Source organism: Plantactinospora sp. CA-290183, from assembly GCF_050936375.1.
Lineage (GTDB): Bacteria > Actinomycetota > Actinomycetes > Mycobacteriales > Micromonosporaceae > Plantactinospora.
On sequence record NZ_JBNJMX010000013.1, the window covers coordinates 49,529 to 75,819 of the forward strand.

At 70.7% G+C, this 26,291-nt stretch carries 31 protein-coding genes and 1 tRNA gene; 18 read left to right on the plus strand and 14 right to left on the minus strand.

What is annotated here, in order from left to right:
• Positions 1-130: 130 nt before the first annotated feature.
• On the plus strand, positions 131-484 hold the full coding sequence (locus ACQEUR_RS18685) for a hypothetical protein (protein ID WP_433032599.1): 354 nt from the start codon (positions 131-133) through the stop codon (positions 482-484).
• Between the two features lie 45 nt (positions 485-529).
• On the plus strand, positions 530-4,171 hold the full coding sequence (locus tag ACQEUR_RS18690) for a hypothetical protein (protein WP_433032602.1): 3,642 nt from the start codon (positions 530-532) through the stop codon (positions 4,169-4,171).
• Positions 4,172-4,772: 601 nt separating this feature from the next.
• Here ACQEUR_RS18690 and ACQEUR_RS18695 read toward each other — a convergent pair.
• Positions 4,773-6,260: a tyrosine-type recombinase/integrase gene (locus ACQEUR_RS18695; protein ID WP_433032605.1), complete on the minus strand. Its 1,488-nt coding sequence runs from the start codon at positions 6,258-6,260 to the stop codon at positions 4,773-4,775.
• Positions 6,257-6,865, minus strand: a complete 609-nt coding sequence (locus ACQEUR_RS18700; protein WP_433032608.1) for a helix-turn-helix domain-containing protein — start codon at positions 6,863-6,865, stop codon at positions 6,257-6,259. The genes ACQEUR_RS18695 and ACQEUR_RS18700 overlap by 4 nt, the downstream gene beginning before the upstream one ends.
• A gap of 89 nt (positions 6,866-6,954) precedes the next feature.
• Between ACQEUR_RS18700 and ACQEUR_RS18705 the strand changes: the two genes are divergently transcribed.
• From ACQEUR_RS18705 to ACQEUR_RS18760, 12 genes are all read left to right on the plus strand, one after another.
• Positions 6,955-7,185, plus strand: a complete 231-nt coding sequence (locus tag ACQEUR_RS18705) for a helix-turn-helix domain-containing protein (RefSeq protein WP_433032611.1) — start codon at positions 6,955-6,957, stop codon at positions 7,183-7,185.
• Position 7,186: 1 nt separating this feature from the next.
• Complete coding sequence (locus ACQEUR_RS18710) at positions 7,187-7,384, plus strand: hypothetical protein (RefSeq protein WP_433032614.1); 198 nt, start codon at positions 7,187-7,189, stop codon at positions 7,382-7,384.
• A complete protein-coding gene (locus ACQEUR_RS18715; RefSeq protein ID WP_433032617.1) occupies positions 7,381-8,832 on the plus strand; it encodes a hypothetical protein in 1,452 nt (483 codons plus the stop codon). The genes ACQEUR_RS18710 and ACQEUR_RS18715 overlap by 4 nt, the downstream gene beginning before the upstream one ends.
• 32 nt (positions 8,833-8,864) lie before the next feature.
• On the plus strand, positions 8,865-10,544 hold the full coding sequence (locus ACQEUR_RS18720) for a hypothetical protein (RefSeq protein WP_433032620.1): 1,680 nt from the start codon (positions 8,865-8,867) through the stop codon (positions 10,542-10,544).
• A complete protein-coding gene (locus tag ACQEUR_RS18725; protein ID WP_433032622.1) occupies positions 10,541-11,002 on the plus strand; it encodes a hypothetical protein in 462 nt (153 codons plus the stop codon). Before ACQEUR_RS18720 ends, ACQEUR_RS18725 begins: the two co-directional genes overlap by 4 nt.
• Positions 10,999-11,583 carry a hypothetical protein gene (locus ACQEUR_RS18730; protein WP_433032625.1) on the plus strand — a complete coding sequence of 195 codons (585 nt, stop codon included), beginning with the start codon at positions 10,999-11,001 and terminating at the stop codon, positions 11,581-11,583. Before ACQEUR_RS18725 ends, ACQEUR_RS18730 begins: the two co-directional genes overlap by 4 nt.
• 79 nt (positions 11,584-11,662) lie before the next feature.
• Positions 11,663-12,445 (plus strand): hypothetical protein, encoded by a 783-nt coding sequence (locus ACQEUR_RS18735; protein ID WP_433032628.1) that lies wholly within the window; start codon positions 11,663-11,665, stop codon positions 12,443-12,445.
• A 26-nt stretch (positions 12,446-12,471) separates the two neighbouring features.
• Positions 12,472-13,224 (plus strand): hypothetical protein, encoded by a 753-nt coding sequence (locus ACQEUR_RS18740; protein WP_433032631.1) that lies wholly within the window; start codon positions 12,472-12,474, stop codon positions 13,222-13,224.
• Positions 13,225-13,235: 11 nt separating this feature from the next.
• Entirely contained in the window at positions 13,236-13,571 is a 336-nt protein-coding gene (locus tag ACQEUR_RS18745) for a hypothetical protein (protein ID WP_433032634.1), read from the plus strand.
• A gap of 534 nt (positions 13,572-14,105) precedes the next feature.
• On the plus strand, positions 14,106-14,555 hold the full coding sequence (locus tag ACQEUR_RS18750) for a hypothetical protein (protein WP_433032637.1): 450 nt from the start codon (positions 14,106-14,108) through the stop codon (positions 14,553-14,555).
• 197 nt (positions 14,556-14,752) lie between these two features.
• Positions 14,753-15,070, plus strand: a complete 318-nt coding sequence (locus ACQEUR_RS18755; RefSeq protein ID WP_433032640.1) for a hypothetical protein — start codon at positions 14,753-14,755, stop codon at positions 15,068-15,070.
• Positions 15,054-15,308, plus strand: a complete 255-nt coding sequence (locus ACQEUR_RS18760) for a hypothetical protein (protein WP_433032643.1) — start codon at positions 15,054-15,056, stop codon at positions 15,306-15,308. Before ACQEUR_RS18755 ends, ACQEUR_RS18760 begins: the two co-directional genes overlap by 17 nt.
• Positions 15,309-15,599: 291 nt before the next feature.
• Here the strand turns inward: ACQEUR_RS18760 and ACQEUR_RS18765 are convergent, their stop codons facing one another.
• Both ACQEUR_RS18765 and ACQEUR_RS18770 read right to left on the minus strand, forming a co-directional pair.
• Positions 15,600-15,989: a hypothetical protein gene (locus tag ACQEUR_RS18765; protein ID WP_433032646.1), complete on the minus strand. Its 390-nt coding sequence runs from the start codon at positions 15,987-15,989 to the stop codon at positions 15,600-15,602.
• A 353-nt stretch (positions 15,990-16,342) separates the two neighbouring features.
• Positions 16,343-17,344, minus strand: coding sequence for a helix-turn-helix domain-containing protein (locus ACQEUR_RS18770; RefSeq protein ID WP_433032649.1), 1,002 nt, complete (start codon positions 17,342-17,344; stop codon positions 16,343-16,345).
• 99 nt (positions 17,345-17,443) lie between these two features.
• On the opposite strand from ACQEUR_RS18770, the gene ACQEUR_RS18775 reads away from it, so the two are divergent.
• Positions 17,444-17,893 (plus strand): hypothetical protein, encoded by a 450-nt coding sequence (locus ACQEUR_RS18775; protein ID WP_433032652.1) that lies wholly within the window; start codon positions 17,444-17,446, stop codon positions 17,891-17,893.
• A gap of 394 nt (positions 17,894-18,287) precedes the next feature.
• Here the strand turns inward: ACQEUR_RS18775 and ACQEUR_RS18780 are convergent, their stop codons facing one another.
• From ACQEUR_RS18780 to ACQEUR_RS18825, 10 genes are all read right to left on the minus strand, one after another.
• Complete coding sequence (locus ACQEUR_RS18780) at positions 18,288-20,357, minus strand: FtsK/SpoIIIE domain-containing protein (protein ID WP_433032655.1); 2,070 nt, start codon at positions 20,355-20,357, stop codon at positions 18,288-18,290.
• A 73-nt stretch (positions 20,358-20,430) separates the two neighbouring features.
• Entirely contained in the window at positions 20,431-20,643 is a 213-nt protein-coding gene (locus ACQEUR_RS18785; RefSeq protein WP_433032658.1) for a hypothetical protein, read from the minus strand.
• Positions 20,644-20,739: 96 nt separating this feature from the next.
• Positions 20,740-21,174, minus strand: a complete 435-nt coding sequence (locus ACQEUR_RS18790; protein ID WP_433032661.1) for a Pycsar system effector family protein — start codon at positions 21,172-21,174, stop codon at positions 20,740-20,742.
• Positions 21,174-21,845, minus strand: coding sequence for an NUDIX domain-containing protein (locus ACQEUR_RS18795; RefSeq protein WP_433032664.1), 672 nt, complete (start codon positions 21,843-21,845; stop codon positions 21,174-21,176). The genes ACQEUR_RS18790 and ACQEUR_RS18795 overlap by 1 nt, the downstream gene beginning before the upstream one ends.
• Complete coding sequence (locus ACQEUR_RS18800) at positions 21,842-21,979, minus strand: hypothetical protein (protein WP_433032667.1); 138 nt, start codon at positions 21,977-21,979, stop codon at positions 21,842-21,844. Before ACQEUR_RS18800 ends, ACQEUR_RS18795 begins: the two co-directional genes overlap by 4 nt.
• On the minus strand, positions 21,976-22,818 hold the full coding sequence (locus tag ACQEUR_RS18805; protein ID WP_433032670.1) for a DUF2637 domain-containing protein: 843 nt from the start codon (positions 22,816-22,818) through the stop codon (positions 21,976-21,978). The genes ACQEUR_RS18800 and ACQEUR_RS18805 overlap by 4 nt, the downstream gene beginning before the upstream one ends.
• Positions 22,815-23,138, minus strand: a complete 324-nt coding sequence (locus ACQEUR_RS18810; protein WP_433032673.1) for a hypothetical protein — start codon at positions 23,136-23,138, stop codon at positions 22,815-22,817. The genes ACQEUR_RS18805 and ACQEUR_RS18810 overlap by 4 nt, the downstream gene beginning before the upstream one ends.
• A gap of 109 nt (positions 23,139-23,247) precedes the next feature.
• Positions 23,248-23,442 carry a hypothetical protein gene (locus ACQEUR_RS18815; protein WP_433032675.1) on the minus strand — a complete coding sequence of 65 codons (195 nt, stop codon included), beginning with the start codon at positions 23,440-23,442 and terminating at the stop codon, positions 23,248-23,250.
• On the minus strand, positions 23,442-24,083 hold the full coding sequence (locus tag ACQEUR_RS18820; protein ID WP_433032678.1) for a hypothetical protein: 642 nt from the start codon (positions 24,081-24,083) through the stop codon (positions 23,442-23,444). The genes ACQEUR_RS18815 and ACQEUR_RS18820 overlap by 1 nt, the downstream gene beginning before the upstream one ends.
• The gene (locus tag ACQEUR_RS18825) at positions 24,083-24,952 is read right to left on the minus strand and encodes a hypothetical protein (RefSeq protein ID WP_433032681.1); all 870 of its coding nucleotides are present in this window, start codon (positions 24,950-24,952) and stop codon (positions 24,083-24,085) included. Before ACQEUR_RS18825 ends, ACQEUR_RS18820 begins: the two co-directional genes overlap by 1 nt.
• 158 nt (positions 24,953-25,110) lie before the next feature.
• Between ACQEUR_RS18825 and ACQEUR_RS18830 the strand changes: the two genes are divergently transcribed.
• The 3 genes from ACQEUR_RS18830 (at position 25,111) to ACQEUR_RS18840 (ending at position 26,187) form a co-directional block, all read left to right on the plus strand.
• On the plus strand, positions 25,111-25,377 hold the full coding sequence (locus tag ACQEUR_RS18830) for a hypothetical protein (RefSeq protein ID WP_433032683.1): 267 nt from the start codon (positions 25,111-25,113) through the stop codon (positions 25,375-25,377).
• A gap of 92 nt (positions 25,378-25,469) precedes the next feature.
• Positions 25,470-25,560 (plus strand) — tRNA-Lys (locus ACQEUR_RS18835).
• A gap of 252 nt (positions 25,561-25,812) precedes the next feature.
• Entirely contained in the window at positions 25,813-26,187 is a 375-nt protein-coding gene (locus ACQEUR_RS18840) for a hypothetical protein (protein WP_433032687.1), read from the plus strand.
• Positions 26,188-26,291: the final 104 nt, after the last annotated feature.

Consider the following 26,291-nt stretch of genomic DNA (forward strand, 5'->3'; position numbering starts at 1 on the left):
GACTCAGCGAGAAGGCCTACCCCCTGGCGGGCCACGCGGATCGGCCGGGTCGTTGAAGTACCTGATCGGCCATCCACCGTCGGTGATGGCGCCTCCTACACTTCGTGGATGCCGTAGGGAGGTGGTGGTCGTGTCCAGACGGGTGTTCGGCTGGGGGAGCGGGGTCGGTGTTGTGCTGGCCGTGGTGTCGGGCGGATTGGTCAACGAGTTGCACGGCGGGTGGCCGTGGTGGATGGCCGCCGCCGTGGTGACCCTGGCCGCAGCGACGCTGGCCGCCTGGCTCGCGACCGCTGGTGGCGGACAGGTGCAGGTGGACGAGGGTGGGGTGTACGCCGGACGGAACGTGGACGGCCGGGTCCGGACCCGGGTGCGCGGGGCCGGATCGTCGAGTCAGCGTCGAGGTGGTGGCACCCGGATTGGTCGGGGAGCAGTGGGCGCCGGGCAGGACGTCACCGGCGACGTAGACACCGATGTGCGGCCCTGAGCCTTCCGGCCGTGTGAACCGGTCGGCGGGAAGGGCTCTGAGGTGGTGAGGCGTCGCTGGTCGCTGGCGCCCGGAGCGGTGGCCGCCGGGCGGGACATCACCGGCACCGTGGTCACCGGACCGATGTACGTGCAGGTCCTCGCCGGCCGGTTCGACCGGGTGCATGACGCGATTTTCGACCCGACGCCGTTGGCCGAGCAGTTGGACGTGGCCCGGTTTGTGGGCCGCACCGGGTTGATCGCCCGGATCGATGAGTGCGTCGCCGGCCAGGACCGCGGCTACGTGGTGATCCGCGGGGAGGCGGGGGTGGGCAAGAGTGCCCTGGCCGCGCATCTGGTGTGGACCAGGCCCTGTGTTTTTCACTTCACCCGGCTCGACGGCGGGGCCCGCTCCCCGGTCGAGGCGCGTAAGAGCCTGGCCGCGCAGCTGATCGGCGGGTGGGGTCTGGCCGAGCGATTTACGCCAGGGGATGTGTTTCCGGTGGCTGCCGATCGCCCGGACTGGCTGGCGAAGGTCCTCCGCGCCGCCGCGGCCGAGCGGGACCGGCAGCGCGCGAAGCAGCCGCTGGTGCTCGTCGTCGACGGTCTGGACGAGGCACAGCCGGACCCGCCGGGCATGGGCACCGGGGTGCCGCTCGGGCTACCGACGCCCGATTCCCTTCCGGCCGGGGTGTACATCGTGGCGACCAGCCGTTACGGACTGCCGCTGGCGGCGTTGAAGGACCCGCAGCGGGTCCGCTGGTCACAGATCACCGTCGAGGGCCCCGACAACCTCGCCGACATGCGCACCTACCTCCACACCGTGCTCGAGGGACCGAACCCGGACCACGCGCTGGTCACCGCCCTACAGCGCGACCAGGTCACGGTCGACCGGTTCATAGGCACACTGATGGACCGCTGCCGCGGAGTGTGGATCTATCTGCGCTACGTCCTGGACGACATCCGCTCCGGACGCTGCCCGGCCACGCACATCGCCGCCCTACCTGACCGACTGCACGGCTACTACCTCCAGCAGATCGAGCGGTGGACCACCAACCCGCAGGCGTGGCAACGGGTGTACCGGCCCAGCCTGGCCGCCCTCGCCGCCCTGCAACGCGCGGTCACCAGCGACGAGCTAGCCCACATCCTCACCGCCCGTCGCAGCGACCTGGACACCACCGAACCGGTCACCGCCGAGCAGATCGCCGCTTGGCTGGACGGGCCGGCCCGCGCGTTCCTCAACGTGATCCGAAGCCCCGACCGGTCCCGGCTGTACGCGGTGCGCCACCAAAGCCTGCGCGATCTGTTCAGCCCTGATGTCACCCGCGATCACGACGACGAGGACGATCCCGTCGAGGCCGGGATGAACGTCCAGCTACACGCTGCCTGGACCACCGCGCACCAGGCCATCACCAGCTGGCTGACCCCCGCTGCGGTAAACGGCCGGCGGGCCTGGACCAGCGTCGACGACTACACCCGGCTCATGCTGCCCGCCCACGCCGCGGCCGCTGGCCTGTTAGATCCGCTCATGACTGATCCCGTGTTCATGTTGGCCAGCCCACCGGACCAGATCCTGCGCCACCGGCACACCCTCACCGCCGCCGACGCGATCGCCGCCGCCCGCGCCCTGGAGATGGCCACAAACGAATGGGCCACCCGACCCGACGATGACCCACGCTGGTGGCTACACGTATGGGCACGCCGAATTCGGGCCACACCTCTCGCCGAGAATCTCGCAGAGCAGGCACCCCACTGGCCGTGCACCGTACAAGCCGGCTTCTGGACCGGCACTACCCACCGAACCCTCACCTGTGACTCCAACGACGTGTCCGCGGTGGCTGCGTTGCCCCGTCCGGATGGCCGCACTCTGATCATCAGCGGCAGCAGCGACGGGACGGTGCGGGTGTGGGATCCAGACAGCGGCACGCAGATGCACGAGCTGACCGGCCACAGCGCCGCTGTGTCAGCGGTGGCGGCGTTGCCGCGTCCGGACGGCCGAACCCTGGTCATCAGTGGTGACGACGAAGGGAGGGTGCGGGTGTGGGACCCGGACAGCGGCACCCAGATCCACAGGCTGACCGGCCACGCCAAGTGGGTGTTAGCAGTGGCGGCGTTGCCGCGTCCGGACGGCCGCACCCTGATCATCAGTGGTGACTACGAAGGGACGGTGCGGGTGTGGGACCCGGACAGCGGCACCCAGATTCACAAGCTGACCAGCCACAGATGGGTGTCAGCGTTGGTCGTGTTGCCGCGTCCGGACGGCCGCACCCTGATCATCAGTGGTGACAACAGGGGGACGGTGTGGGTGTGGGACTCGGACAGCGGCACCCAGATTCACAGGCTGATCGGCCACACCAGACGGGTGTCAGCGTTGGTCGCGTTGCCCCGTCCGGACGGGACCACCCTGATCGTCAGCGGCGGTGACGGGACGGTGCGGGTGTGGGATCCGGACAGCGGTAGGCAGATCCACAGGCTGACCGGCCACACTGCCGCGGTGCGGTCGGTGGCGGTGATGCCCCGTCCGGGCGGGGCAAGCCTGATCGTCAGCGGCGGCGGTCAGAGTGACGGGACGGTGCGGGTGTGGGATCCGGACAGCGGCACGCAGATCCACGAGCTGACCGGCCACACCGCCGCTGTGTTAGCGGTGGCTGCGTTGCCCCGTCCGGACGGCCGAACCCTGATCGTCAGCGGCGGCGGTCGGGGTGACGGGACGGTGCGGGTATGGGATCCCGACAGCCAGACATACGGGCTCAACGGCCACACCGACTGGGTGTCGGCGGTGGCCGCGTTGCCCTGTCCGGACGGTCGAACCCTGATCATCAGTGGCAGCAACGACAGGACGGTGCGGGTGTGGGATCCGGACAGCGGCACCCAGATCCACAAGCTGACCGGCCACACCGACTGGGTGTCAGCGGTGGCCGCGTTGCCCTGTCCGGACGGCCGAACCCTGATCATCAGCGGCGGTAAAGACAGGACGGTGCGGGTGTGGGACCCGGACAGCGGCACGCAGATCCACGAGCTGACCGGCCACATCGGCTGGGTGTCAGCGGTGGCCGCGTTGCCCTGTCCGGACGGCCGAGCCCTGATCGTCAGCGGCAGTAACGACAGGATAGTGCGGGTGTGGGATCCGGACAGCGGCACGCAGATCCACGAGCTGACCGGCCACACCGCCGCTGTGTTAGCGGTGGCGGCGTCGGCCCGTCCGGACGGCCGAACCCTGGTCATCAGCGGTGACGACGAGGGGACGGTGTGGGTGTGGGATCCAGACAGCGGTACGCAGATTCACATGCTGACCGGCCATACCGCCGCGGTGCGGTCGGTGGCGGCGGTGTCTTGTGCGGACGGCCGAACCCTGGTCATGAGCGGCGATGACGAGGGGACGGTGTGGGTGTGGGATCCAGACAGCGGTACGCGGATTCACAAGCTGACCGGCCATACCGCAGTGCGGTCGGTGGCGGCGTTGTCCCGTCCGGACGGCCAAACCCTGGTCATCAGCGGCGGCCGCGAGGGGACGGTTCGGGTGTGGGACCCGGACAGCGGCACGCAGATCCACGAGCTGACCGGCCATACCGCCGCGGTGCGGTCGGTGGCGGCGTTGTCCCGTCCGGACGGCCGCACCCTGATCATCAGCGGCAGTGATGATAGAGCCGTTCTCGTATGGGCGTTGCGATCGGAGCGCGCTTCGAAGAAGATGGCTGCTCGAAAGTAGACTCCCGGCGTGACTTCCGAGAACGCGACGAAACGGCGTCGGCAGCCGGCCGGAACAGCTTCCGAGAACACGTAACCTACCGCCGGCCCGCCGGCCCGCCGGCCCGCCGGCCCGCCGGCCCGCCGCGCCGCGCGCCGCGCGCCCGCACCCCTGCCGGCCGGGTTGACGGCCCGCGCACGTTGCCTACACAGCGGCCTTGGTCCGCGCACCGCTGTCGGCCGGGACCCGCCGTACCTGCACCTCCAAGGGCCGCACCTACCTCGCTTTAGCTCGACACCGCTGACGGCGACGGCGACCCGCGGACTGCCCCGGCCGCGCGGGACTGGGCGGGCCGCGACTACCGCACCCATCTGGCCGCAGTACTCAAAACGCACCAACGCCACTTGCCACCGTGCCGCCACGCGCACCAACCAGCAAGGCCGTCACGCACGCCGTGCAGGTGGCGAACGCCGCTCCCTCGCAGCGACGTCAGCGATGCGATGGCCACGCAGGGGAAGCCGTTGTGCGTTCGGGGGTGCTCCGTGGGTGCTCGGATGTCGGGGAACTGACGCGGATGCACCCGGACACAGCCGGATCCCTGGCCTCCCACGAGGTACCTGGCCTATCGATTGTCCTGGATTCCGTGGCTTGCAGGCCGTGGACCTGCGCGGACGCGGCGGGACCCGGCCGCACTCGGGTGGTTGCCACCGGACGGCGCTTGGGATAGAGTCGAATCTGGAAGAGTGGGTGCGCCCCTTGGACTCTTAATCCGCGGGTTCGGGGTTCGAGTCCCTGGCGGCGCACTGTGTTCCACCTGCTTAACCGCTGTCTCGGAGTCATCCGGGGCAGCGGTTTTCGCTGTACTGGTCACCGACTGGTCACGCTGGTTTCTCGGGACCAACTTCGAGGCGCGCTCCGCAGCGTCCTTGCCGACCCCGGCGAGCAGATGCCCGTACGTGTCGTTCGTGATCGAGATCGACGAGTGCCCGAGCACCTTCGAGATCACGCTGATATCGACGCCGGCCGCCATCCGCAACGACGCCGCGCCATGCCGGAGATCGTGCAGCCGGACCGGCCGGACGCCGGCGGACTGACACAGGGCCTTGAACCGCTTCGTCACCGCGTCGAGGGCCAGCGGGTTGCCGTCTTCCCGGGCGAAGACCAGGCCGTGATCGACGTACGCGTCTCCCCAGTCGTCCTGCTCCGCCTTCTGCGCCAGCTGCGCAGCGAGCAGCACCCCGACCGTGGTGGCGTCGAGCTCCACCCGCCGATCCTCGCCACTGGAAGTCTTCACCGGGCCGAACATCAGGCCCTTGTGCTTCGCCGGGCAGTACGGGCACGGCGGCATCGCGTCCTCCGGAAGGGCGACCCCGACGAGCTGCTGCCGCACGACGAGCACCCCGCCGGCCAGGTCGACGTCCTCCCACCGGAGGGCCGCAGCCTCGCCGCGACGCAACCCGGTCGCGGCCACCAACTCGTACAGCGCACCGAACCGAAGATCGGTGATCGCGTGATCGAGGAACTTCCCCAGCTCGGCCGGTTCCCACGGTCGTACCTTCGTCCGCGGTGCCGCCGGCACGTCGAGGTCCTTCGCGGCGTTGAAGGCTACGAGCTGCTGCCGTACGGCGCTGGACAGGGCGGACCGGAGAGTTGCCCGGATGCGCTGCACCGTGGCCGAACTGGTGGTCTTGCGAGCCTTCCGCAGCATGGCCGTGATGTGGCCCGGCCGGAGATCCCGAAGTCGAAGCTTGCCCAGCTCAGGCTTGAGGTAGTCGCCGATGTGCTGACGGTAGGAGCGGGCCGTGGTGAGCCGTAGGCCGTTGGCGACCTTGTCGGCCAGCCACTCGTCGAGGAACGCGCCGACGGTCTTCCGCTCGTCGTGCGCGTAGGTCCCGTCGGCCAAGCCCTTGAGCACGGCGGCGAGGGCATCCTCTGCCTCGTCCTTGTCGCGGTATCCGCCGCGTTTCTCCTGCCGCCGACTACCGTCGGGGCCTGGGTCAAGGTCGACAACGTACGACCACGTCCCGTGCTTCTTCTTGCAGGCAGGGGGACGCTTCCCGCCGCCGCCGGTGACGCCACACGGGCACCTCTTGAAGACGCTGCCCTTCACGGCTGACTCTCCCTTAGACGTAGTTGCTCGGGCGCCGGCGGCGGGGTGAGCCCTCGGGCACGCATCAACTGGCGAAGGTTCTCCAGGTGCGCTAGAGACCTTTCGGCGTCTGCGTCGTGCCGTTCGGCTTCCTGTTCGGTCCCCTCGATCTCCCCCGAGCGGATACGGGAGGCGTAGTACCGCGCCCACTCCCATCGAGATAGCTCGCTGTGATGTGTGACGAAGCTTGCCACCACCGCGCTGCCGTCCGCACCCTCCGGCGGGGGCTTCAAAACCCACGCTTCGCCCCGGATCCACCGCATGGCCTCTGTGGCTGGCACCGCCACGCCGGGGGCGACCTCCACTGATTCCGCATGTCCGAGCGGGACGATCAGCAACATCGGCGGCACCTGTAGGGCCAGCGCCAGAACCAGCAGTTCAGGCACGCTGATGGTCGGCCGACGCCCGTTTTCCAGGTTCGCGAGCACGGATCGGGCGATCGGGTGCCCCAGTTCGGCGCAGGCGTCTGCGAGCTGCTGCGCGCTCATGCTCCGCGCCTGTCGATGCCGCTTTACCTCCCCTGCGATCACCTTCACCAACCGAGCCGGCCAGTCGGGCTGTGTCATGGGCTCACAATAAGCGGACGACTTGACATCTCGCAACATCCCGCGTAACCCTTGTGACGTCACCGCACGAAACCGACTAGGAGTGTGACGTGAAGACACAACGCGGGATGTCCCGTGCTGATCTGCTGGCGCTCCCAGTGTCGTTTGACCTGGAGACCGCCGGCCGGGCGTGCGGCATCGGTCGGACCCTGGCTTACGACATGGCGAAGCGGGGCGAGTTCCCCGTGCGAGTTCTACGACTGGGCAAGGCGTACCGCGTAACCCGTGCCGACCTGCTCCGGTACCTCGGCGAGGCGGACGACGTCATGGCGGCGGCCTGAGGTGACCCAGGAACACGACCGCCCCGGACCGGCGAAGTCCGAGGCGGCGGCAGAGCAGGTCGGCGAGACCGTGGTCAGCGTAGCGCCGCGCGCCTGGCACGAACAGTGCGAATGGGAAGGCGAATGGCAGTACGCGGCCGGGTACGTCGCCGGCTACGCTGCCGCGCTCGCCCGCTCCGAGGCGGTGGATGCCTCATGAGCGACAGCGACGACCGCAAGCCCAAGGAACCACCACAGGGCGCCAAGCTACGCGAGGTGGCCCGGTCGTACTTCGAGACGTTCCGGGCGCCTGACGGGCGGATGTACGGCGTCGACGCCGGACAGCCCGGTCGGGCACTGCGTCACGGCAAGCCGTCCGAGTTGGTGCAGGCGGTCTGCCTGCTCTACCTCGACGTGCACGGCGGGTGGCCGAACAGCTCCGCGCAGGCTGAGCTGTCCAGCTATCTCGAGGCCATCACCCGGGAGGTCCGGCCGGTACCGGTGCGCTCGCACTGGCACGGCGGCCGGCTCCTGCTCGACGTCGGGGATGCCGCGTGGACGGTGCTGTGCATCGACGGTGACGGCGTTCGCGAGCTGCCCCTCGACGACCGGCCGGTGGCGTTCCGGCGCGGCTCCGGGACGGCGCTGCCGTGGCCGTTGCCCGCCAGCGGTGACGTGGCCCTGCTGTGGAAGCTGGTCCCGGTCGCCGAGCCCGACCGGCCGCTGGTCCTGGCCCTGCTGATAGTCGCGTGGATGACCGGCGTGCCGCAGCCGATCGTGCTGCTCACCGGCCCGGCGGACGCCGGCAAGACGACCACGGCGCAGTTCCTGCTCAGCCTGATCGATCCGGTGTCGCACCAGCGGGGCGGGTCGCTGCCCGAGCGGGAGGACGAGTGGAAAGCGCGGGTGGCGCAGGCCCGGGTGGTGTTCGTCGACAACAGCGGGCACATCACCCCGCGGGTCTCCGACATGCTCTGTCGGGTCGCGACCGGCGGTGAGCTGACCACCCGCGAGCTGTACACCAACGACGGGGCGCACGTCTCCGACCTGCTCGTGCCGGTCTGGCTGACCAGCATCGACAGCGGCGTCCTTCGAGGTGACCTACAGACCCGCATCGTCCCCGTCGAGCTGGAAAGCCTCGACGTCGAGCACCGCCGCGCCATGTCGAAGCTGACCAAGGAGCAGGACGAGGTACGGCCGACGATCGTGCGCGGGCTCCTGGAGCTGACCGCCGCCGTCATCCGGATGTTGCCCACCGTCGACGACACCCGGTTGACGCATCGGATGACCGACTTCCTCCTGGTGCTGCGGTGCATCGACCGGATCCTCGACACCTCAGGTGAGGCCCGGCTGATCGAGCGGTCCGCCGAACTGGCCGGGGACGTGCTCGACGCCGACCACGTCGCGCTGTCGCTGATGAAGCTGCTTCGGGACCGCGACGGTGTCGGTGAGCCGGTCCTGTCCGGCGGCGTGACCGCCGAGCGGCTGCTGGAGCTGCTCGACAGGAAGACCATGCTCGACAACCGGGGTCCGGGCTGGCCGAAGACACCGAAGGTGCTATCCGGCCGGCTGCGCTCGATCGCGCCTGCCCTGCTCCAGAACCGGGGCATCCGGGTCGAGTTCGGCAAGAGCAACGGACAGAAGATCATCAGGGTGGTGTCACCGTGAGTGCTCAGCCGTCCGCCCCCACCCACGGCGAGATGTCCGAAAATGTGAGGGTCGCAGACAGGGTCGCAACAGGGTCGCAGAGGGTCGCAACAGGGTCGCAAGAAAAGGGCTCTGCGACCCTGCCTCGCAAGCCTGTGACCTCGGAAAAGGACACTCCGGACGCCAATAGGGTCGCAAGGGTCGCAAAACCGGGGTCATTCTCTGCTTTCGCTGAAAGGAAGAAAGAGAGAGAACAGAGAATAGCTCCGGGCGTGCGACCCTTGCGACCCTTGATCACCCCGGCGGGCTGGCTGATCGATCTTCTCGACGCCATCGGGTCACAGCCCGTAGGCGGCTGGCTGAGGCAGTGCCCGGCGCACGCCGACAGCACCCCGTCGCTGTCGCTGAACGAGGGCAGGAACGGCTCCGCGCTGATGTACTGCCACGGCGGGTGCTCGACCCCGGACGTCATGGCGGCGCTCAAGCTGCCGATGGCCCGGCTGTTCACGGCCGCGCACCGGCCGGCCGCCGAGTACGCCCGCCTGGTCGGCCTGAGCATCGACTTCCCGCCGGCCACCAGCGGCGGCAGCCGGCGCGGCGGCAACAAGTCGCCCGGCGCCCGCGGGTACCGCCTGGTGGCCGCCCACGACTACGGCCCCGCCGTGCTCTACCGGTGGCGCAACGCCAAGGGACAGAAGGAACTCTTCTGGGAGACCCGCACAGCCAAGGGCGACATCCCGGGCCTGATGGGCGTGCCGCTGACCTCCCTGCCGCTGTACCGCGAGCGTGAGGTCAAGATGGCCGTTGCCGCCGGCGAGCCGGTGTTCGTGGTCGAGTCGGAGTCGTCCGTGGACACCTTGCGCGGCTTCTACGCGACCACCTGGGCCGGCGGGGCGAACAACCCGAACACCGCCCGGCTGGCGAGGGTGCTCGACGGCGCGGCCCGGGTGGTCATCATTCCCGACAACGACGCCGCCGGCCTGCGCTGCGCTGCCAAGCTGGCTGAGGCGTTGCCGGCCGCGCTGATCGTGCTGCCAGAGCCTGACCAGGACGCCGGCGACCTGTTCCGATCGGTCGGCTTCCGAGGCGTAGAGGAACTGGTCAGGGTCGCCGAGCGGCGGCACGCCGCGGGGGCGGCCGACACTTTCACGATTGCCCCGATGGCGACCAAGGTTCGTGACGAAACTCCGTCCGTCGATCTTCAATGTGACGAAACTCAGGGCACCGCCGTTACGGCAGCACCTTCTCCATCACCGGAGCCAACCCCGTCCGTGACGGCCGAGGTTGAGCGGCCTCCGAAGTACGACCGGCGGACGTCCCAGGACGCGCGGGTTTCTCGCCTGGCCCTGTTCGAGCAGCTCGACAACGCCACCACCCATGACGAGCTGATCGCCGCGCTGGAGGCGACAGACCCGCTGAACTTTCACGACGGCCGGGTCCGCGAGCGGTTCGAGGCCCGGTGGGTCGCGCTCGAACTGCCCGGCCGGTCGACGGTCCTGGTGTGCGGCCACTGGATCGGTCCTGAGAACCGGTACTGCCGATCCGGCTGGGCCTGCCGCCGGTACGCCGCCGGCTTCCGCTGCCACGAGCACCGCCCCGGCGGCCAGACCGGGGAACGGATCGCCAGCCCCGGCTACCGGGCCGGCGAGATGACGCCCTTCTGCCCGGTGTGCGGCTACGGCTGGGACACCGATGGGCATCGACAAATCTGCATGACTGAGGAGACTCCGTGAACGACGGCAAGAGCACCATGTACGCCCTCATTCGGTCGGTCCTGCCGGAACCCTCGGCGCCGACCCCGGCCGACGACTTCATCGCCCGCCGATCGCTGGTGCCCTGCCCGCCGGACTGGTCGGCTGAGCTGGTCAACGTGCTCCGAAACGCCGATCACTTCCGAGACGCTCCCGTCCTGATCATCGACCCGGGCGCCCGAAACGGAATGAGGCCGATCGACCCGGCGCGCAACGAAACTCCGACCTCGGTGCCGGTCGTCGACCTGCTCCGGAGAGGTGCCTGCACTCCGGCCTGCCTGCTCGCGTACGGGTCCGAGGCGAACGGGTGCTCCTGCCGCTGCCGGGGACGCCACCACGGCGTACTGAGTGCGGCCGAGGTGCCCACCTGCCCGCGGTGCCACGAGCAGCCACCGGCCGGTTTCCGGTGTCTGTCTTGCGGATCGGAGGTGCCGGCATGACCACCTTCGACGTCGCCGGCACCGCGCTGGTCGACCAGGCCCAGGCCGCCAGCGACCACGGCATGGCGTTCATGCACGAGACCGCCCGACTCGCCGGTGGTCGAGTCGTCCTGACGGAGGTCAACGGAGCTTGGTTCGGGCTGATCGAGGCGTTCTACCTCTTCGGTGTCGGCGGCAAGCTCCGTCCCTGCCCGCACCTGACCGCAGCGGCGCCGCAACCGCAACTCTGGTGCGCCTGGAGGCCGGCTCAGCTGAACTGCGCCCCGTGCGGCGTGGCCCTGGCCGACGAGATCAGCGGCACCCCTGAGGACAGCCGGTGCGACGGCTGCGGGCAACTCGCCTCCGGCGTCCACCCCGGTCAGGTGTTCGTACCGGCCGTGGCGGTGCCTCAGCTCCGGATCGCCTCCGGCCCGACCGTCCTCCTGTTCGGCCTTTGCTCGCCATGCGCTGCCACCAGCGTCCGGCCTCTGAGAGCCACGGAGAGCCAAGATCTTGCCCCATCAAGGGGTACGGGCACCACCGGAACGCGGACCAAGCCCCGCACGAAGCGGGGACGTAGCCGCGGCAAGGGTCGGCGATGACTGACCCCGTTTTTCCCGGCGCCGGGAAAAACTCACCAACCACCGGCCCGACCCGGGCCACCAACGGAAGGACCAGCACGTGACCGACACCGACACGGCAGCGCAGGCCGCCGCCGACAACTATCTGGCCGCTGTCCGGGCGTACATCGCCGGACCCCCGGTCGATCTGCAGAATCCCACGGACCGCCTGATCGAGGCGCTGACCCCGGGCACCCCCGGCGGCCTCCTAGCCGAGGTGCTCAACGCGACGGCCGACCTGATCCGGTCGTACTGGAAGCACGCGGCCCGGGAGAACGCCGAGTTCGCTCAACGTATGACCCTCAGCGGGGTGCACGCTGTCGCCGCCGCTGTCGATGCGGCCCTGCATCCGTTCGACCGGGCCGACGAGCTGGCCGCCGCGGAGCAGCGGGTGGCCGACCTTGAACGACAGGTTGCCCAGGTTGGCCGCGACCTGGAGCAGGCGGTTGCGGCGGGCGACGTCGACCAGGTGATGAAGCTACGCGGCACCGCCGAGGTCACCCTTCCCGGGCAGCTCGGGGAGGCCCGCGGGCAGCTCCTGCGCCTGCGTATCGACGCGGCGCAGGCGCAACTGGATGCAGCCGCCCCGCGCACCGCGGCGACGGCGGATGCCGCCAAACGGGCGGAGCAGGCCGTAATCGACGCGCACGGGCAGGCGCGTCGGGCCACGACCAACCTCACCGCCGCGCGACTCGACGCGCAGGCAGCCAGCGGCACGCGCAGCACCCTCGCGGCTTCCGTCTCCGCCCTACGTGCGGAGTTGCAGCGGCACGACGCCGAGCACCAGAGGGACCAACAGGCACGTATCCGGCGACTCGCCGGCCTGACCGCCGTCAACGCCTGAACCACCCGACGAGAGGAACAACAACCATGACGACGACAGACCAGCTCCCCGCAGCCCGACGCCGCATCGCCGACATCGGCACGGCGGACACCCTGGCCACTCAGATCCACCGCGGTGACGACGAAGTCGCTGCCCTGCCCGCCGACCAGGTCGGGCCGGACGTGTGGCGATCGGTGGCGGACCGCGCGAGGGCCGGCGGCTACGTGTACCAGACCGCTGACATCGGCTTCACCGACCTGCACCGGCGGCTGGTCGAACTGCTCGCCCAGGTCCGGGACGGCGGCGACATGATCGTCCTGGTCGACACCTACACCCAGATTCGGGCCGCCCAGGACGCGCTCGTGCAGGCACGGTTCGGACGCGGGCAGGTCGAGATGCCGGCCGGCAGACCCGGCCCTCGGTCGGTGGACCCGCTGCGGTTCGTCGCCATCGCGGGACGCCTCGCCAACCTCGACGCCGTGTGGCCGGAGTGGTTCGCGTACGTGCGGGATCGGGACGGCAGTGCTACCCCGCCGTGGGACCACCCCGCCGGCAACCCGTTGGAGATCAAGCCGACGGTGCGCAGCCTGCGCTGGCTGGCCACCGATCCCGCCGTGAAGCCGTGGGTGCCCACCATCGACCAGGCCAAGCAGGCGTTCGGTGAGCAGTACGCCGAGGCCGAGGCCCGGCGCATGGCCGAGGACGAGCTACGCCGCGACGGCAAGGTCCGCACCCCGCAGGAGCGGGCCGCCGCCATCGCGACAGCGACGGAGAAGCACAAGCGCGTCATCTTCTTCTGAGGAGAAATCCCATGTCAGACCGCGTCGCAGAGATCAACGCGATGAGCAACACCGGAATGAACCGCGGCCGGCTGTCCGCGCTGGCCCGCTTCGGCACCCGGCCCGAAAGGCTTGCCGCCGAGAGCAGGCTCCGGGAGTGGCGGGCGGCGGCCCGAGCGTCCAAGAGCACCGCCCAGCCCAAGGCGGCAACAACCACCCGCGAGCAGGTGAACACGGCGCTCCGTCAGCGTGGCTGGCCCGAGATGAGGCCCGAGCCGACCACCAAGCAGGAGCGGGCCGCCGCCCGACTCCGGAACATGGGCATCACGCCGATCAGCGACCAGCCCAACGGACCCACGGCGGCCTGACCATGCCCCGACGTAGGGCAATGAGCGTCTGTCCGGCGCCCGGCTGTCCCGAGTTGACCTCGGGCGGCCGGTGCGCCGGGCATCGGCGTGAGGCTGAGCAGCGGCGAGGCACACCGGCACAGCGCGGCTACGGCAGCGCATGGGCCAGGCGCCGCGCGGCGTTCCTCGCCCGCTTCCCACGGTGCGCGCTGTGCTCGGCCGCCGCGACCGTGGCCGACCACCACCCGACCAGCCGGCGTGACCTGGTTGAGCAGGGTGTGGCCGACCCCGACGCGGACCACCGGCTACGTCCACTGTGTGCCTCGTGCCATGGGAAGGCCACGGCTCAGCACCAACCCGGCGGATGGAACGCACGATGACAACACAGAGTGACCGGCGCGAGGGGTGGCGGACAGTGATGGTCAGAGGCGCATGGGGGGACACCCCGCCCCCACCCCCATTGACCTGTACCGACGGGGAGGGCGCTCCCTGTTCGCGTTATGCCCGCCCCGATGATTTTCCAAGGTCAAAAACAGCTCCGTGACGGAGGGTGACATGGGTAAGGTGCTCGGCCCGCAGGCCGACGAGCCCAATCCGGGCGACGAAGAGGAAGACCCGCCCCCCGATCCACCGGATGACCTCGGCGACGCCGGCCGGCGGCTGTGGTCCGACGTGGTCGGCGGCTTCACGCTCGGCCCGGGTGAGTTGGGCTCGCTGTGGGAGGCGTGCCGGACCGCCGACGAGCTGGGGACTCTCCGGAAGGCCCTCGACGGGGCGGACATGACCGTGAAGGGCTCCCAGGGCCAGCCGGTGGCGAACCCGCTGCTGATGGAGGTCCGCCGGCACCGCGAGACGTTGACCCGGCTGATCGACGCGCTGTCCTTGCCGGCCGGCGATGAGGACGCGGGGATGACCCAGAAGCAGAAGCGGGCTCAGCGGGCCGCTCAGCAGCGGTGGCGAGACCGGCAGGCGACGAAGAAGGCGGCCAGCGGTGGCGCGGCGTAGAGCAGTACCAGTCAAGGCGGTCGCGGTGGTTCTCCCGCCGGAGCTTCGACACCCACCACGGACGGCCGACGAGGTTGCCCGGTGGGTAGAGCCGGGTCCGGCGCCCGACCGCGAGCTGGCTGCGATGCGTTCTTGGATGCTGGCCGAGCATGAGTGGCGGTCGCAACACGACCCGTCGTACTGGTGGTGGAAGCGACATGGCGCGGCGTAGAGCGCAGCCGGTTCAGCGCGGTGAACTGGTGATGCCGGCGGAGCTGCGGGCGCGCCCGTCCAGGTTGGCCGACGCGGACGCCTGGTGCGACAACTCGACTCCGCCGCCGGGTTGGGGGTTGGGCACCCGGATGTGGCGTCAGGTGCGAGCTCACAGCGAATGGTCGCGGGCCCGGCACGCCTGGCGGGTCGAGCATGACCGGTCGTACTGGTGGTGGTGGCGCTCCCGGGACCTGACCCCGCCGCCGCGGGCGGTCCGCAACGAGTACGCGAGGGAGGTGACCGGCCATGGCCCGGCGTCGTAGCGCGTCCGTTCGGGCGACCACCGGCGATCCGCCGGCGCACCTGCTCCGCTGGGAGGGTCAGTTCGTCGACGACACCGAGCCGGTGCCGGACTACGTGCCGGCCCGCGAGGCGGCATCGTGGCGGAACATCCAGGGCTGGGGGCGTTGGAGGAAGGCCCGGAAGCAGTGGTGCGAGGAGAACGGCCGCCACTACTGGACCACGTTCTACCCACCCGGGCGGGTGGTCGACCGTGGCTAGGCGTCGCAAGCCCCCGCGGCCGGAGGGACGAAAGGTCGTCGCCCCCGCGTGGCTACACAGCACATCGGCCGGGCTGCGACACGTCGGCGGGGTGCCGGATAGTGCCCCGATCACCACTCCGGTCCTGCTGTCGAACCGGCCCCGGCTGGAAGAGGCCCGGCGGGCGTGGTGCCAGGAGAACGGCTGCTACCGGCAGGGAAAGACGTGCGTCGAGCAGTACGGCGCGCGGTGTGACGACCGGCCGGTGCGACGACCGGTACGGAAGGGTGACGAGTAGCGGCGTGTCGTGGGTCAGTCCATCTCGGTGATGCGCCGCAGGTCGTCATCTGTCGGTGTGGTCGTTGGGCGCAGGATCGTCGTCGTCGGCGGGACGTACGGGTCGCCGATCGCGTCCAACCACCCGCCGGCGAGCCGGGCCCGTTCGCAGTTCGGTAGCCCGCAGGGACGGCATCCGTCCACGGTGCGCGGCCAGTGCGCACGCAACACCTGCCGCGCGACGACGGTGACCGCCTGGCGCCGGTCGTCGCCGTCGACCAGCTGGTCGGAGACGGCGACCCACAGCGCCCATTCGGCCGTGGGGCACCAGTAGCCCCGGCAGCCGATGCAGGCGTGACCGTCGGCATGGGTCCGTAGCGACGCCCATGCCCAATCGATGGCCAGGCCGGGCGGTCCCTCGGGCATCATCGCTCCGGTCCGCTCACGCGTACCCATCGGCGGCCGTCGTGCCGGAAGTCCCGCACCCGTGCGCGGCGCTGGATCCACCGGCGTACTCGCGTCAGCATCGCCCCCTCCGCCCCGTGCCGCCCGGGATCCCGGATCGCCGAGCGGCACTCTCAACCTGAGCCGGCGCCGGCCCGGGGCGGGATCCGGGGGAAGGTCTGCCCCGGGCCGGCCGGGCGCTCGGGTTGCGGGCGGTCGTACATCCGCCCAGCGCGCGCCCTGCTCGCAGCGTTGCCCGTTCGACCTGGTGAGATACAGCCTGTCTGCGTCCGCGACCTGTCCGGTGCGCTGTCCGATGATCCGGACAACCAGCGTCAGCTGTCGCCGCCAGACAGCGCCTCTCGGTACTCCAGCGTCCACTCGGCGTCCCGCTGGTCCTCGGGCAGGCTGTCCAACCCAGCACGTAGGTTGTCCTCGGCGGCGGCCTGGTCGCCGAGCGCCAGGTACGTCAGACCGATGCCCATCCGGGAGAACGTCGGCGTCAGCCAGTAGGCGGCGGCCGGCGCGGTCTCGGCCGCCGCCGTCTCGGTGAGGTCGCTCGCCTCGCCGAGTAGGCGCCTGGCGGAACCCGGGTCGCCGAGCAGCGCGTACCCGTGCGCCGCCTGGACCGCGTCGCCGACTCGCTGGAGCGCGGTCGCCCCGGGGGTGTGGTACGCGGCGAGGAAGTGGCGGACGATGCCGCGCGGGTTGCCGCGCTGGCGTTCCAGGTAGCCCCGGAAGTTCTCGACCTGCGCCGCGAGCGGGCCGCTGTCGACGGCGTCAGCCTGGCGGGCAGCCTCGATGAGCACCCGCGTCGCCTCGGCATCGTCGCGGCCCTCGGCGTGCAACCAGCCGATGAACTGGGTCCACTCGGCGACAACCTCGTGCAGCTCGGCCGCATGCGGGCCACGTGCTTGCACGGCGATGCTCTCGACGGTGCGCCACTGCGGCACGGACCACGGCAGCATCGCCGGGGCCGGCAGAACGTCGTCTAGCCGGCGCTGCGCGGCCAGCGTGTCAGCGAGCGTCCGCACGGTGGCAGCGTCCAGCCGAGAGGGTTGGGCGATCACGTACGCGAACCTCTGGTCATCGTCGGGAGTGGTCACGGCCGGCGCTTCGACAACCAGCGCGGCGAGCGTCCCGCCTGCCTGGAGAACGTCGTCCAGCCGGCGGGCGGCATCGACGGTCGGTCGGCACCTGGACATTTCGAGGTCGTGTAGCTGGCTCTTGCCGTAGTAGGTGCGGCGGGCCAACTCCCGCAGGGACAGGCCGCGGGCGGTACGTAGCTCGCGCAGGCGCGCCGGGAATCGCGGGTCGACGATGGGCGAGTGCGGCATGTTGTGCTCCCAGGTTACGGCTGGGGTGGTGGCGGCCCAGGCCGTAACCCCGGGCCGCCACTTCGGACGGTACACCCGCGTTTTGCGGGGTAGGGCACGATGCCACGCATGGCCGTTCCCGTTGTTCTGTCGATCATCGCCATCGTGATGAGTGCTGCGTCGCTGCTGTGGCAGGTGGTCTCGTGGAGGCGTAGCGGCCCCGTAGTGACCGTGACCGTGGCGCAGTCCCTCGCGGCGTTCCCGACCGGCGCCGAGTGGTTCACCAGCGTTACCGCCCGCAACACGGGCAGGGCGCCGATCACGGTGACCGGCTGGGGGTTCCAGACTCCTGATGGCGGCTCGGTGGTGCAGCTACGGCCGGTCGCGTGGGCGTCGCCGGTGCCGTACCGGCTGGAACCCGGGTCCGAGGGGTCCTGGCTGATGGCAACCGACGACGTTCAGGGGACCTCCGCTGAGCGGGGTGTCAGGTACCAGGATCTCCGGGCCTTCGTGCGGCTCGCCGACGGGCGCACAGTCACGGCGCGCCGCCGCGGCATCGGCCTGGCTTAGCGTGCCTCTCGGGCCCGTCGCCGTAGCCGGTTCCACGCCCGGCGGCCGATCCGGAGCCGCTTGCCGGTCTGCCGGCACCACCTGCAGGGCCGCGACACCTTCCCGCGCTTGTGGGTCTTGCGGTCGCCGGCCGGCCGGTGGTGACCGTTGCCCTTGCAGCACCAGCAGTCCCGCATGGGCCAGACCCAGCACGAGAAGGCGTAGCCGGCGGCGATCACCACGGCGGCGGTAGCGACGATCAGGGGTGTCACGAAGGGCCTCCAGACGGGGGTTTCAGGGGGTCTGCCGGGGGTGCCGCTACCCGCTACTGCGGGGTGTTTCAGCAGGTCAGGGCCGGTAGCGGGGTGGTAGCGGATCCGCTTTCGCGGTGCCGCCCCGCTACCGGCCCCGCTACCTACTCCTGCTCGATCTCCAGTCGGTCCTGCGCGGCGTCGAGCGCCGTCCGGCGGACGCCCTTGACCCGGCCTCGGGGGTCGTCGGGCTTCGGCACGTCCTGCGATTGGATGTCGTACCGAACCATGGCTTCCCGGACCATGTCGGCGGTGTAGCCGACGTAGAACTCAGGCGCCAGCTCAGCCAGCCGCTCGGCCACCAGCTGCCACGGCATGCCCGCCTCACCCTTGCGAAGGACCGAGCGGACGTCGGCGAGCAGGTTCCGGGCCTCGGCCTTCACCGCGCCGGAGTCGCCGACGATGGTGCCGCGCAGCTCGGCGGCCCGAGCGACGATGGCCGCGGTGGTCTCCGGGTCGGGGAAGTACGACCGGGCGGCGCCGGACTTCTCCAGGCCGACCAGCACACCCCACCCGGCATCGAACTTCGGCCGGTACACCGTGGCGGTCAGCCCGCGCTTGTGCGCGCCGGTGCCGAGGATCATGTCGTTCTCGACCTGCCCGCCGACGGAGAGGCACCAGCGGATCGCGACGCACCGGGTGATGTTCGGCGGCACGCTGGACGAGTCGGGGATCTGGGTGGCCAACACCATCGTGATGCCCAGCGCCCGGCCGCGCCGGATCGCTCGCTCGGCCATGTCGGCGGTCTCCGGCCGGGCGAGGAACAGTTCGTGCACCTCGTCGATCAGGACCAGGATCGGGTGCAGGCCGGAGCCCTTCCGCTTCGCCAGCTCAGGCGTGATCTTCCCCTGCGGTGCCTCGCCGCGCTGCCGGGCCGCGAGGATCCGCTTACCGCGGCGCTCGCACTCGGCCAACACCCAGGCGATCAACGCCCGCCCCTGGTCGAACGCCTCGTCATCGACACCGACGACGTACGTCGAGCACAGCCTCTCGACGTCGAGGAAGTCGCCGGTGCCCTTGAATTCGGCCACCTTGAGTTCGCACGTCGGGTCGAGCATCCCGATGGTCAGCAGGGTCCGGGCCGCGTACGTCTTGCCCGACCCGGGCTGGCCGCCGAGTAGGTAGTTCGTCTCGAACAGCGTCGCGTTGATCGGACGCTGCCGGCTGTCGGTGGCGAACGGGTTCGGCTCGAAGAAGCTGGTCCGGGCGGCGGGAGACGCGAGCGCCCACTTCGGCGCCGGCATCTTGCTGGCCGGTTGGTAGCCGACCCACAGGTCCACCTGCCCCGGGTGGTCCGGGCCGACCTCGGGCCACACCTGGTCGATGGGCAGACGCAGTGACGCGGCCAGGCCGTCGCGCTTCTCCAGCACCTTGACCGCGGTGATGGCGCCGGGCAGCTCGAAGCGGGCCAACCAGCCGTCGCCGTCGCGGTGGATGCCGGGCGGCGGGAACGTGACCTGCTTCAGCTCCTTCACGCCCACGCCGAGGTCAACGACCGCCTTGCGGACCATCTCAGCGGTCAGCTTCACGAACTTCGGACCGACGGTGACCCGGACGAGGATCGGCTTGTCCGCCGGCCGGCCGAGACGGGCCAGCACGGGCACGACGATCGCCAGCCCGACCCACCGGGCCCACCAGGGCGCCAGCGGCGACAGCGCCCACACCACGGCGGCGGCGAGCACGACCAGGCCGGCGAGCAGAACCCACCAGCGCCAGGACGACTGTCGTTCCCGGATGTGGTCGAGCTTGCGCCACTCTTCGGGCTTGTTCGCGTTCGCGGCCTGCTGGCGGAGGTGCCAGTTGCCCTCTTCGGCACGCGCCCACCAGATGGCCTTGCCCAGACCCCGGAGCAGTCCCACGGGCGCCCAGAGGGCGAGCAGGGCCGCGTACATCGGGGAGTACCAGGCGTGCTTGCCCGCGAGGTACCCGACCAGCTTCACCGACTCGACGAACACCTGCACGCGCTGGTCGCGGTTGCGCACCCACGCCGGCACGATCGGCGGCCGGGCCGGGAACCGCTCGACGACCTCGGCGAAGGTGGTCGACCGGTCCGGCGGGTCGGCTGGTCCGCCCAGCTGCACGGCCTCGATCGTGTGGGTCTCCGCGTCGTACTCCGACAGCCGCTGTCCGGGCACGGTGGCGCCCTGGTCGGTCGGCTGGATGTGGTCTGCCATGCTGGGCTCTCCTTCGGGAAGCGGGGACCGGCCGGGCTGTCGAGGCATATTGGCCGGTCCCCGTTGTTGCTGGTCAGCGGCGGATGGTCAGGCCACCCTCGATCACGTCTTCCTGCCGTCCGACTGTGGCGTTATCGCTGCGGACGTTGGTGCTGGTGCCTCCCGCCGGGGCGGGTTGCTCGCGGCCGGACCGGTCGCTGGCCGGCTTGATCTGGCCGACCTGCACCGCGACCTGGTCGCCGTCTCCGGCGACGTTGTGCGAGCCCCGCTGAACCTTCTTGCTCACGCCGTGCTCCTTCCGTCGTGCCCGTCCGATCTGGCCGGCCTCCGCGTGCCGCCGGGTGATGAGGTTTTCGTTGCCGTCACCGAGAACCTCGGCGGGTCAGGCGATGGCGGCCAGTGCCACCGCGGCGGCGGCGAGCACCAGGGATGTGCGGAGCAGGTCGACGGCCCGCTGTTGCCGGCGGTACTTCCGCACGGCCAGCCGTGACAGGGCCCGCAGCGTCTCGGCCTGGTCGGTGTCCTCGACCATTCGGGCCACGTCGCCCGCGTTCGCGGTGGCGGCGTACCCGACCAGGCCGTGGTTACCGTTCAGGTTCGGCCGTACGGCGCTCAGCAGCAGCCAGCCGGCGACGGTCACCGAGGTCAGCGCCAGCACGACGAGCACGGCGCTGACCGTCGGCAAGCCCCTGGCCAGCAGGGTCACCCCGCCAGCCAGGGCGGCCGTGACGACGGCGAGAAGTAGTGCGGCCTTGTTGTCGACGCGGCCCAGCTCGGCCCGGACGGTGGCGATCTCGTCGGCGGTCCGGTCGACCATCACCGACCACCCCCGAACAGCTCCCGAAGCAGGTCGACGTGCGCCGGGAAGACGCGGCCGTGGAACTCGTCGGCCAGGTAGCGGGTCAGCCCGTCGAAGTCGTCGGTCCGGATCCACTCGGCCCGCTTCGTTTCGCCGGGCTGCGCCACCAGGGCCGGGAACCGCCCGAACCGGGGAGATCCCAGATAGACACGGGACGGCACGGTGACCATCCACGCCTCATCCGATCCCCGAGGATCGGGCACGTACCGACCCGGCAGCGTCGTCCAGCGTCGCCCGTCGGCGGCCAGGCCGGTTTCCTCCCACAGCTCCCGCCGAGCGGCCGTCAGCGGATCCTCGCCCGGGTCGACGTACCCGCCAGGCAGTGCCCAGCCGTGGCCGTCGGTCCGCTCGACCAGCAGCAGCCACCGATGTCCGGCCGGCCCGGTCAGGGTCACGACCGCGTCGGCGCATACCTGCTCGCCCCAGTGGCCCAGCTCGTTGCGGCCGTACCGGATGCCGGTGGCCGGGCCGGGGCTGACCGGGCGGCCGTCGACCACCGCGAACGGGATCACCGCGGCGGCCTGCCGCTCGGCCCAGTCGATGCGGGTCGGGTCGGTCTCCGGGTCGGCCCACGACTCGCCGCGCTTGGCGGCCTCGAAGACCTCAGGCGCGGTGTAGGTGCGGGTCATCGCTGCGTCTCCTGTCCGTCGAGGGTGAAGGTGGACCAGTAGCCGGTCTCGGCCTGGCGCCGGCGGATCTGCTCGGCCTGGCGACGCTGGCGGGTGCTCTCCCGCCGGGTGTGGCGGATCTCGCGGCGGCTCACCGGGACACCTCGGCGAGGTCGACGGGCTGGCCGTTGACGGGCGTTTCCGCAGCGTCGAGGCCGGACGGTGGCGCGGTCGGAGTGCCGTCGGTGTCGTAGCCGCGATCGGCGTACAGGTCGGCCACGACCGCCGGGTCCGCACCGAGGTTGGCCGCCGCTTCGGCCACGGTCGGCAGCTTCGGCCGGTGGCGCACGACGGTGCGCTCGCTGACGCCCGCCGCCTTGGCCACCTCGGCGTTGGTCGCGTCCGGCATCTTGGCCGCCACCTTGGCCACCTTCTCGGCGTTCGTGAGTGACCTCGGGGTGGTCCGCTTGGCGCGGCGCTTGGCCGGCTCGCTGGCGCTCGACCAGGCCGCCACGGTGGCCGGCGTGACGACGGGCATCACCGGGAACGGCTGGTCGGTGCTGGCCGCCTCGGTGGCCTGGTCGCCCGCCGGCAGGGTGACCGCCGAGATCCGGCCGCCCAGCTCGACGAGGCAGATCGACGCCACCACGATCAGGCCATCGACCGACAGGGGGAGCAGGTACTGCGATCCGCCCGTCTCGCCGTACTTCGACGCCACCGCCGCCATGTGCCAGTACGACACCCACGCGGCGATACCGGCGATGACCGCGGTCGCCGCCCACCGGGTGTAGGCGCGGCCCTTGGTGTGCACCGGCACCCGGGACACCAGGTCGACGGTCAGCAGCAGGGCCAGCGGCGCCCAGGCCGAGATGACCTGAGAGATGAGGCTGTCCCGGGCGTGCAGGACGTTGCCGGCCACCGAGGCGGCCACGCCGAGCATGAGCACCACACGCACCATGGCGCGGATGCGCTTGAGCTGACGAAGGTCGTTCATCGGGCCAGTTCCTTCCGAGAAGCGGGACGGGTCGAGGTGGCGACGGCACGCGGGCGGCGGGCGTCGACAGCGCGGGGCGAGTAGAGGCGGACGAGCTGCGTGAAGTGGTCACCCTCGACCGGGCGGACGGGCTCGCGGCGGGTCAGGACGTCCTGGCGGTGCGCCGTGGCGTACGTGACGCTGGCGACCAGCCAAGGCAGCCCGGCGGCGGTCTGGAGCCAGAGCGAGGGGGTGCCCTCGGGCAGGTTCACGCCGGCCAGCCACAGGCCGGAGGCGGCCGAGGACACCGCGACGTGCCAGGCGATACGGGGGATGTTCATGCGGTGCCTCCAGCGGAGATCGCGCCGAGGTTGACGGCCAGCGCGTAAATGGCGGGGATCGTGGCCAGCGCCACGGTGTGGTAGACGAGGCGGTCGATGGCGCGTCGCATCACTGGCCGTCCTTCCTGCGGTAGGTGCCGCCCTTGCCGGCCAGCACCCGCGCGGAGTTGATGCCGTGGGCGACCAGTCGGGTGCCTTTGGCGGTGGTGACGTCGTAGGTGTGGTCGTCGTCGGTCGCGGCGTACGCCTCAGCGGCGCGGGCGGCGTCGGCCTGCTCTTCGGGGGTCCGGTCTTCCCACGCCATCACTGACCACCGCCCCGGACCCGGGCGACCAGGTCGGCCAGCAGGGTGGCGACCGTGAGGCCCTGGTCGAGCGAGAGCACGTAGGTCGTGGTCACGTCCTGCTCGGTGAGCCGGAGCATGATCTCGGTGACCCACCGGCCGGTCATGTCGTCGAACTGGCCGAACGCCTCGGCCTCGACCAGCGTCATGTCGTCCGGGCCGGCGGCGGCGATGTAGCCGGTGCCGTGCCAACCCCGCTCGGCACAGGTGCCCTCAGCAGTGGTGAGGGCAGCGCACCAGGCCGGGTGAAGGTCCCCGGCACCGGGAAGCTTCGCAGCTGAGGGGGTACCCGCACTGTGGGTGCCCTTGGGGGTCTCAGCAGTGCTTAGACCCTGCACAGCCGTAACGGCTGTCGAGGTCGGCGCGTCGAACCAGAGCAGGCCGCCGCAGACGGGCCGTACGTCCAGGTTGTCGGTCACCCCCTGGCGGCAAGACCCGGCGGCGGTCATCGTCTGCTCGATGTCGTCTAGGTGCTCGGAGCAGGCGTACGCGACCGCGATGAGCGAGCCGTTGGCCCGGCCGCCCTTCGGCGAGTACACCTCGACCCGGGCCGAGGCCCCCCGGCCGCAGCCGGGGAGCGTCGGAATCGTCGGGGTGCTCATCAGGCGTCGGCCTTCGCCAGCCGGATGCACTCGGTCAGGGCGGCGGCGACCTGGTCGGCCTCGTCGGGGTTGAAGGTCACCGAGTCGCGGTGCCCGTCGGGGGCGTTGTCGCCGGCGTAGACGTAGACGCTCGGCGGCTCGTCGCCGAAGTTGCCCGGCGAGCCGGCGGCCTGGACCGCCATCTCGATGAAACGGCGCTCGCCGGTCACGTCGCCGGCCCGGACGTTGTCCCAGTCCAGCAGCTCGTTCCGGTGGCAGTCGTCGAGGATCTCGGCCGGGTTGTGGTCGTCGCGGGTGCACCACGGCAGAACCGAGCAGTGCTCGCTACGGCCCCCGTCGAGCCGGGCCAGCCGGGCGCCCTCGGTCAGCATGTCGGCTACCTGCTCGGCCTGCACCAACGAGAACTTGAGCCACACCTGCTCGCCGCCGGCCTCCTGGATCGAGAACGCCACGCTCGGGGCGCGCAGGCGGCTCTTGGACTGGCCCAGCATCTCCAGGTAGATCACGAGCAGCCGGGTCTCGTAGAAGTCGTCGCCGGCCACCGCGGTGAGGCGAAGCACCCGGCGATCGTGCACGTTCCGGTCGTCGGCGGTGTGCTTCACCGTGCACCACGGAACGAGCGCGCAGACCGGGCGCTCCAGCTTGGCCAGCGCGTCGGCCCGCAGCATCGCCACGATGGCGTCGAGCATCTGGTCCGTCGTGACGTTCAGGTCGTCCGCCACGACCGGCACCGGGCGCTTCTGGTCGAGCATGTTCCACGCCTTGCGGCCCAGCTCGATCTGCGTCGAGGCAGGCGCGGCGTTCGGGGTGCGCTGGGCGGGAAGGTTCCGGTGCTCGTTGGGGACCGGGGCTGATGCGATGATGGTCATCAGGTCGCCTCCTGGGGCGGTCTAGGGGCCGGATCACCGGGAGTTGCACCTCCCGCCGGCCCCGCTTGCTATGCCAAAAACGATAAGCGGATTTGGCGCAACTCGTCAAGCCCTAGTTGGCCAAATGTGCGCCTTGATTGTGCCAAGGTGAGCGTGAGATGATCCCGAGCATGACCACCGACCCGCTGAACGAGGCAGCTCGCGCCCTGGTAGCCGCACAGAAGGCCGTCCAGAAGGCCAAGGACGATCTGGCGGAAGGGAACGCAGCGGTACGCGACGCCCGCCCGGTGCTGGCCGACCAGATCGTGGCCGCCGCCCGAGGTGGGATGCGCCAGCGCGACATCCTGGAGCGGATCGAGAACGTCTACACCCGTGAGCGGGTACGGCAGATATGCCGGGCGGCCGGCGTCGAGCCCACCGAATGACTGGTCACACACTGGCCACGGACGCGCCGAAGTGGTCACGATCAAGACGGCATCGGCCGGCATGACGGACCCGCGCTGAGCAGCCAGAACGGGCGCTGGTGACATCAGACGTCACCGCCCGGCACGTCCGATCTCGGACTCTTAATCCGCGGGTTCGGGGTTCGAGTCCCTGGCGGCGCACCAACGATCAAGGCTCTGACCTGGCGATTTCCGCCGGGCCAGAGCTTTTTTCGCGTCCATTGTGGACGCGTGGGTGCTCGGTGGGTGCTCGGCGGTTCGGGTGGGCGTGATCTTGCCTGCCGGCCGCTGTTTCCCGACCGCCTTGTCGCGGGCCTGTCCGTGTCGTGTCGCGGAAGCTGGCGGTGTCGGTGGGACGTGTTGTCCCGGCGGGTATCCGGTGTGACTCACCTTCGGGCGGACCGCTGGCCAGCCCAGATGGCCCCACCCGGGTTCGAGCGCCAAGCCGAACTGTACGAGCTGCTCGCCTCGCACCCCGACCCGCTGTGGCGGGAGATGGGCGAACAGCTCAAGGGCGGCAAGATGCGGACCATCGATGTCTTCGCGATCCCGGCTTACCGCGACCACCTCGAAGAAGGGCTCGAGCGCGCGAAGGAACGTCAGGGCGAACTGATCGAGTCCCTGTGGCGTGCCGTGGACGACCCGAGCGTCTACACCAAGCCCGCGCGGAGGGAATTGGATGCCGCCGGGCCGACCGATGACGCCGAGGCGCCTGAGACCGAGACTGGCATCAGGGCCTGCCCCGCATGCGGCCGCGTGATACGCGGCCCCGCATGCCCGTACTGCTGTTGAAGCTCCCGGCCCCTGCGCCCTCGCAGCGACGCCGATCGTCTCGGCGTGCGTCGGCCGTTCCGGGCCGGTCGATTCGTGGGCCCGCTCCGAAACATATGGTTGAC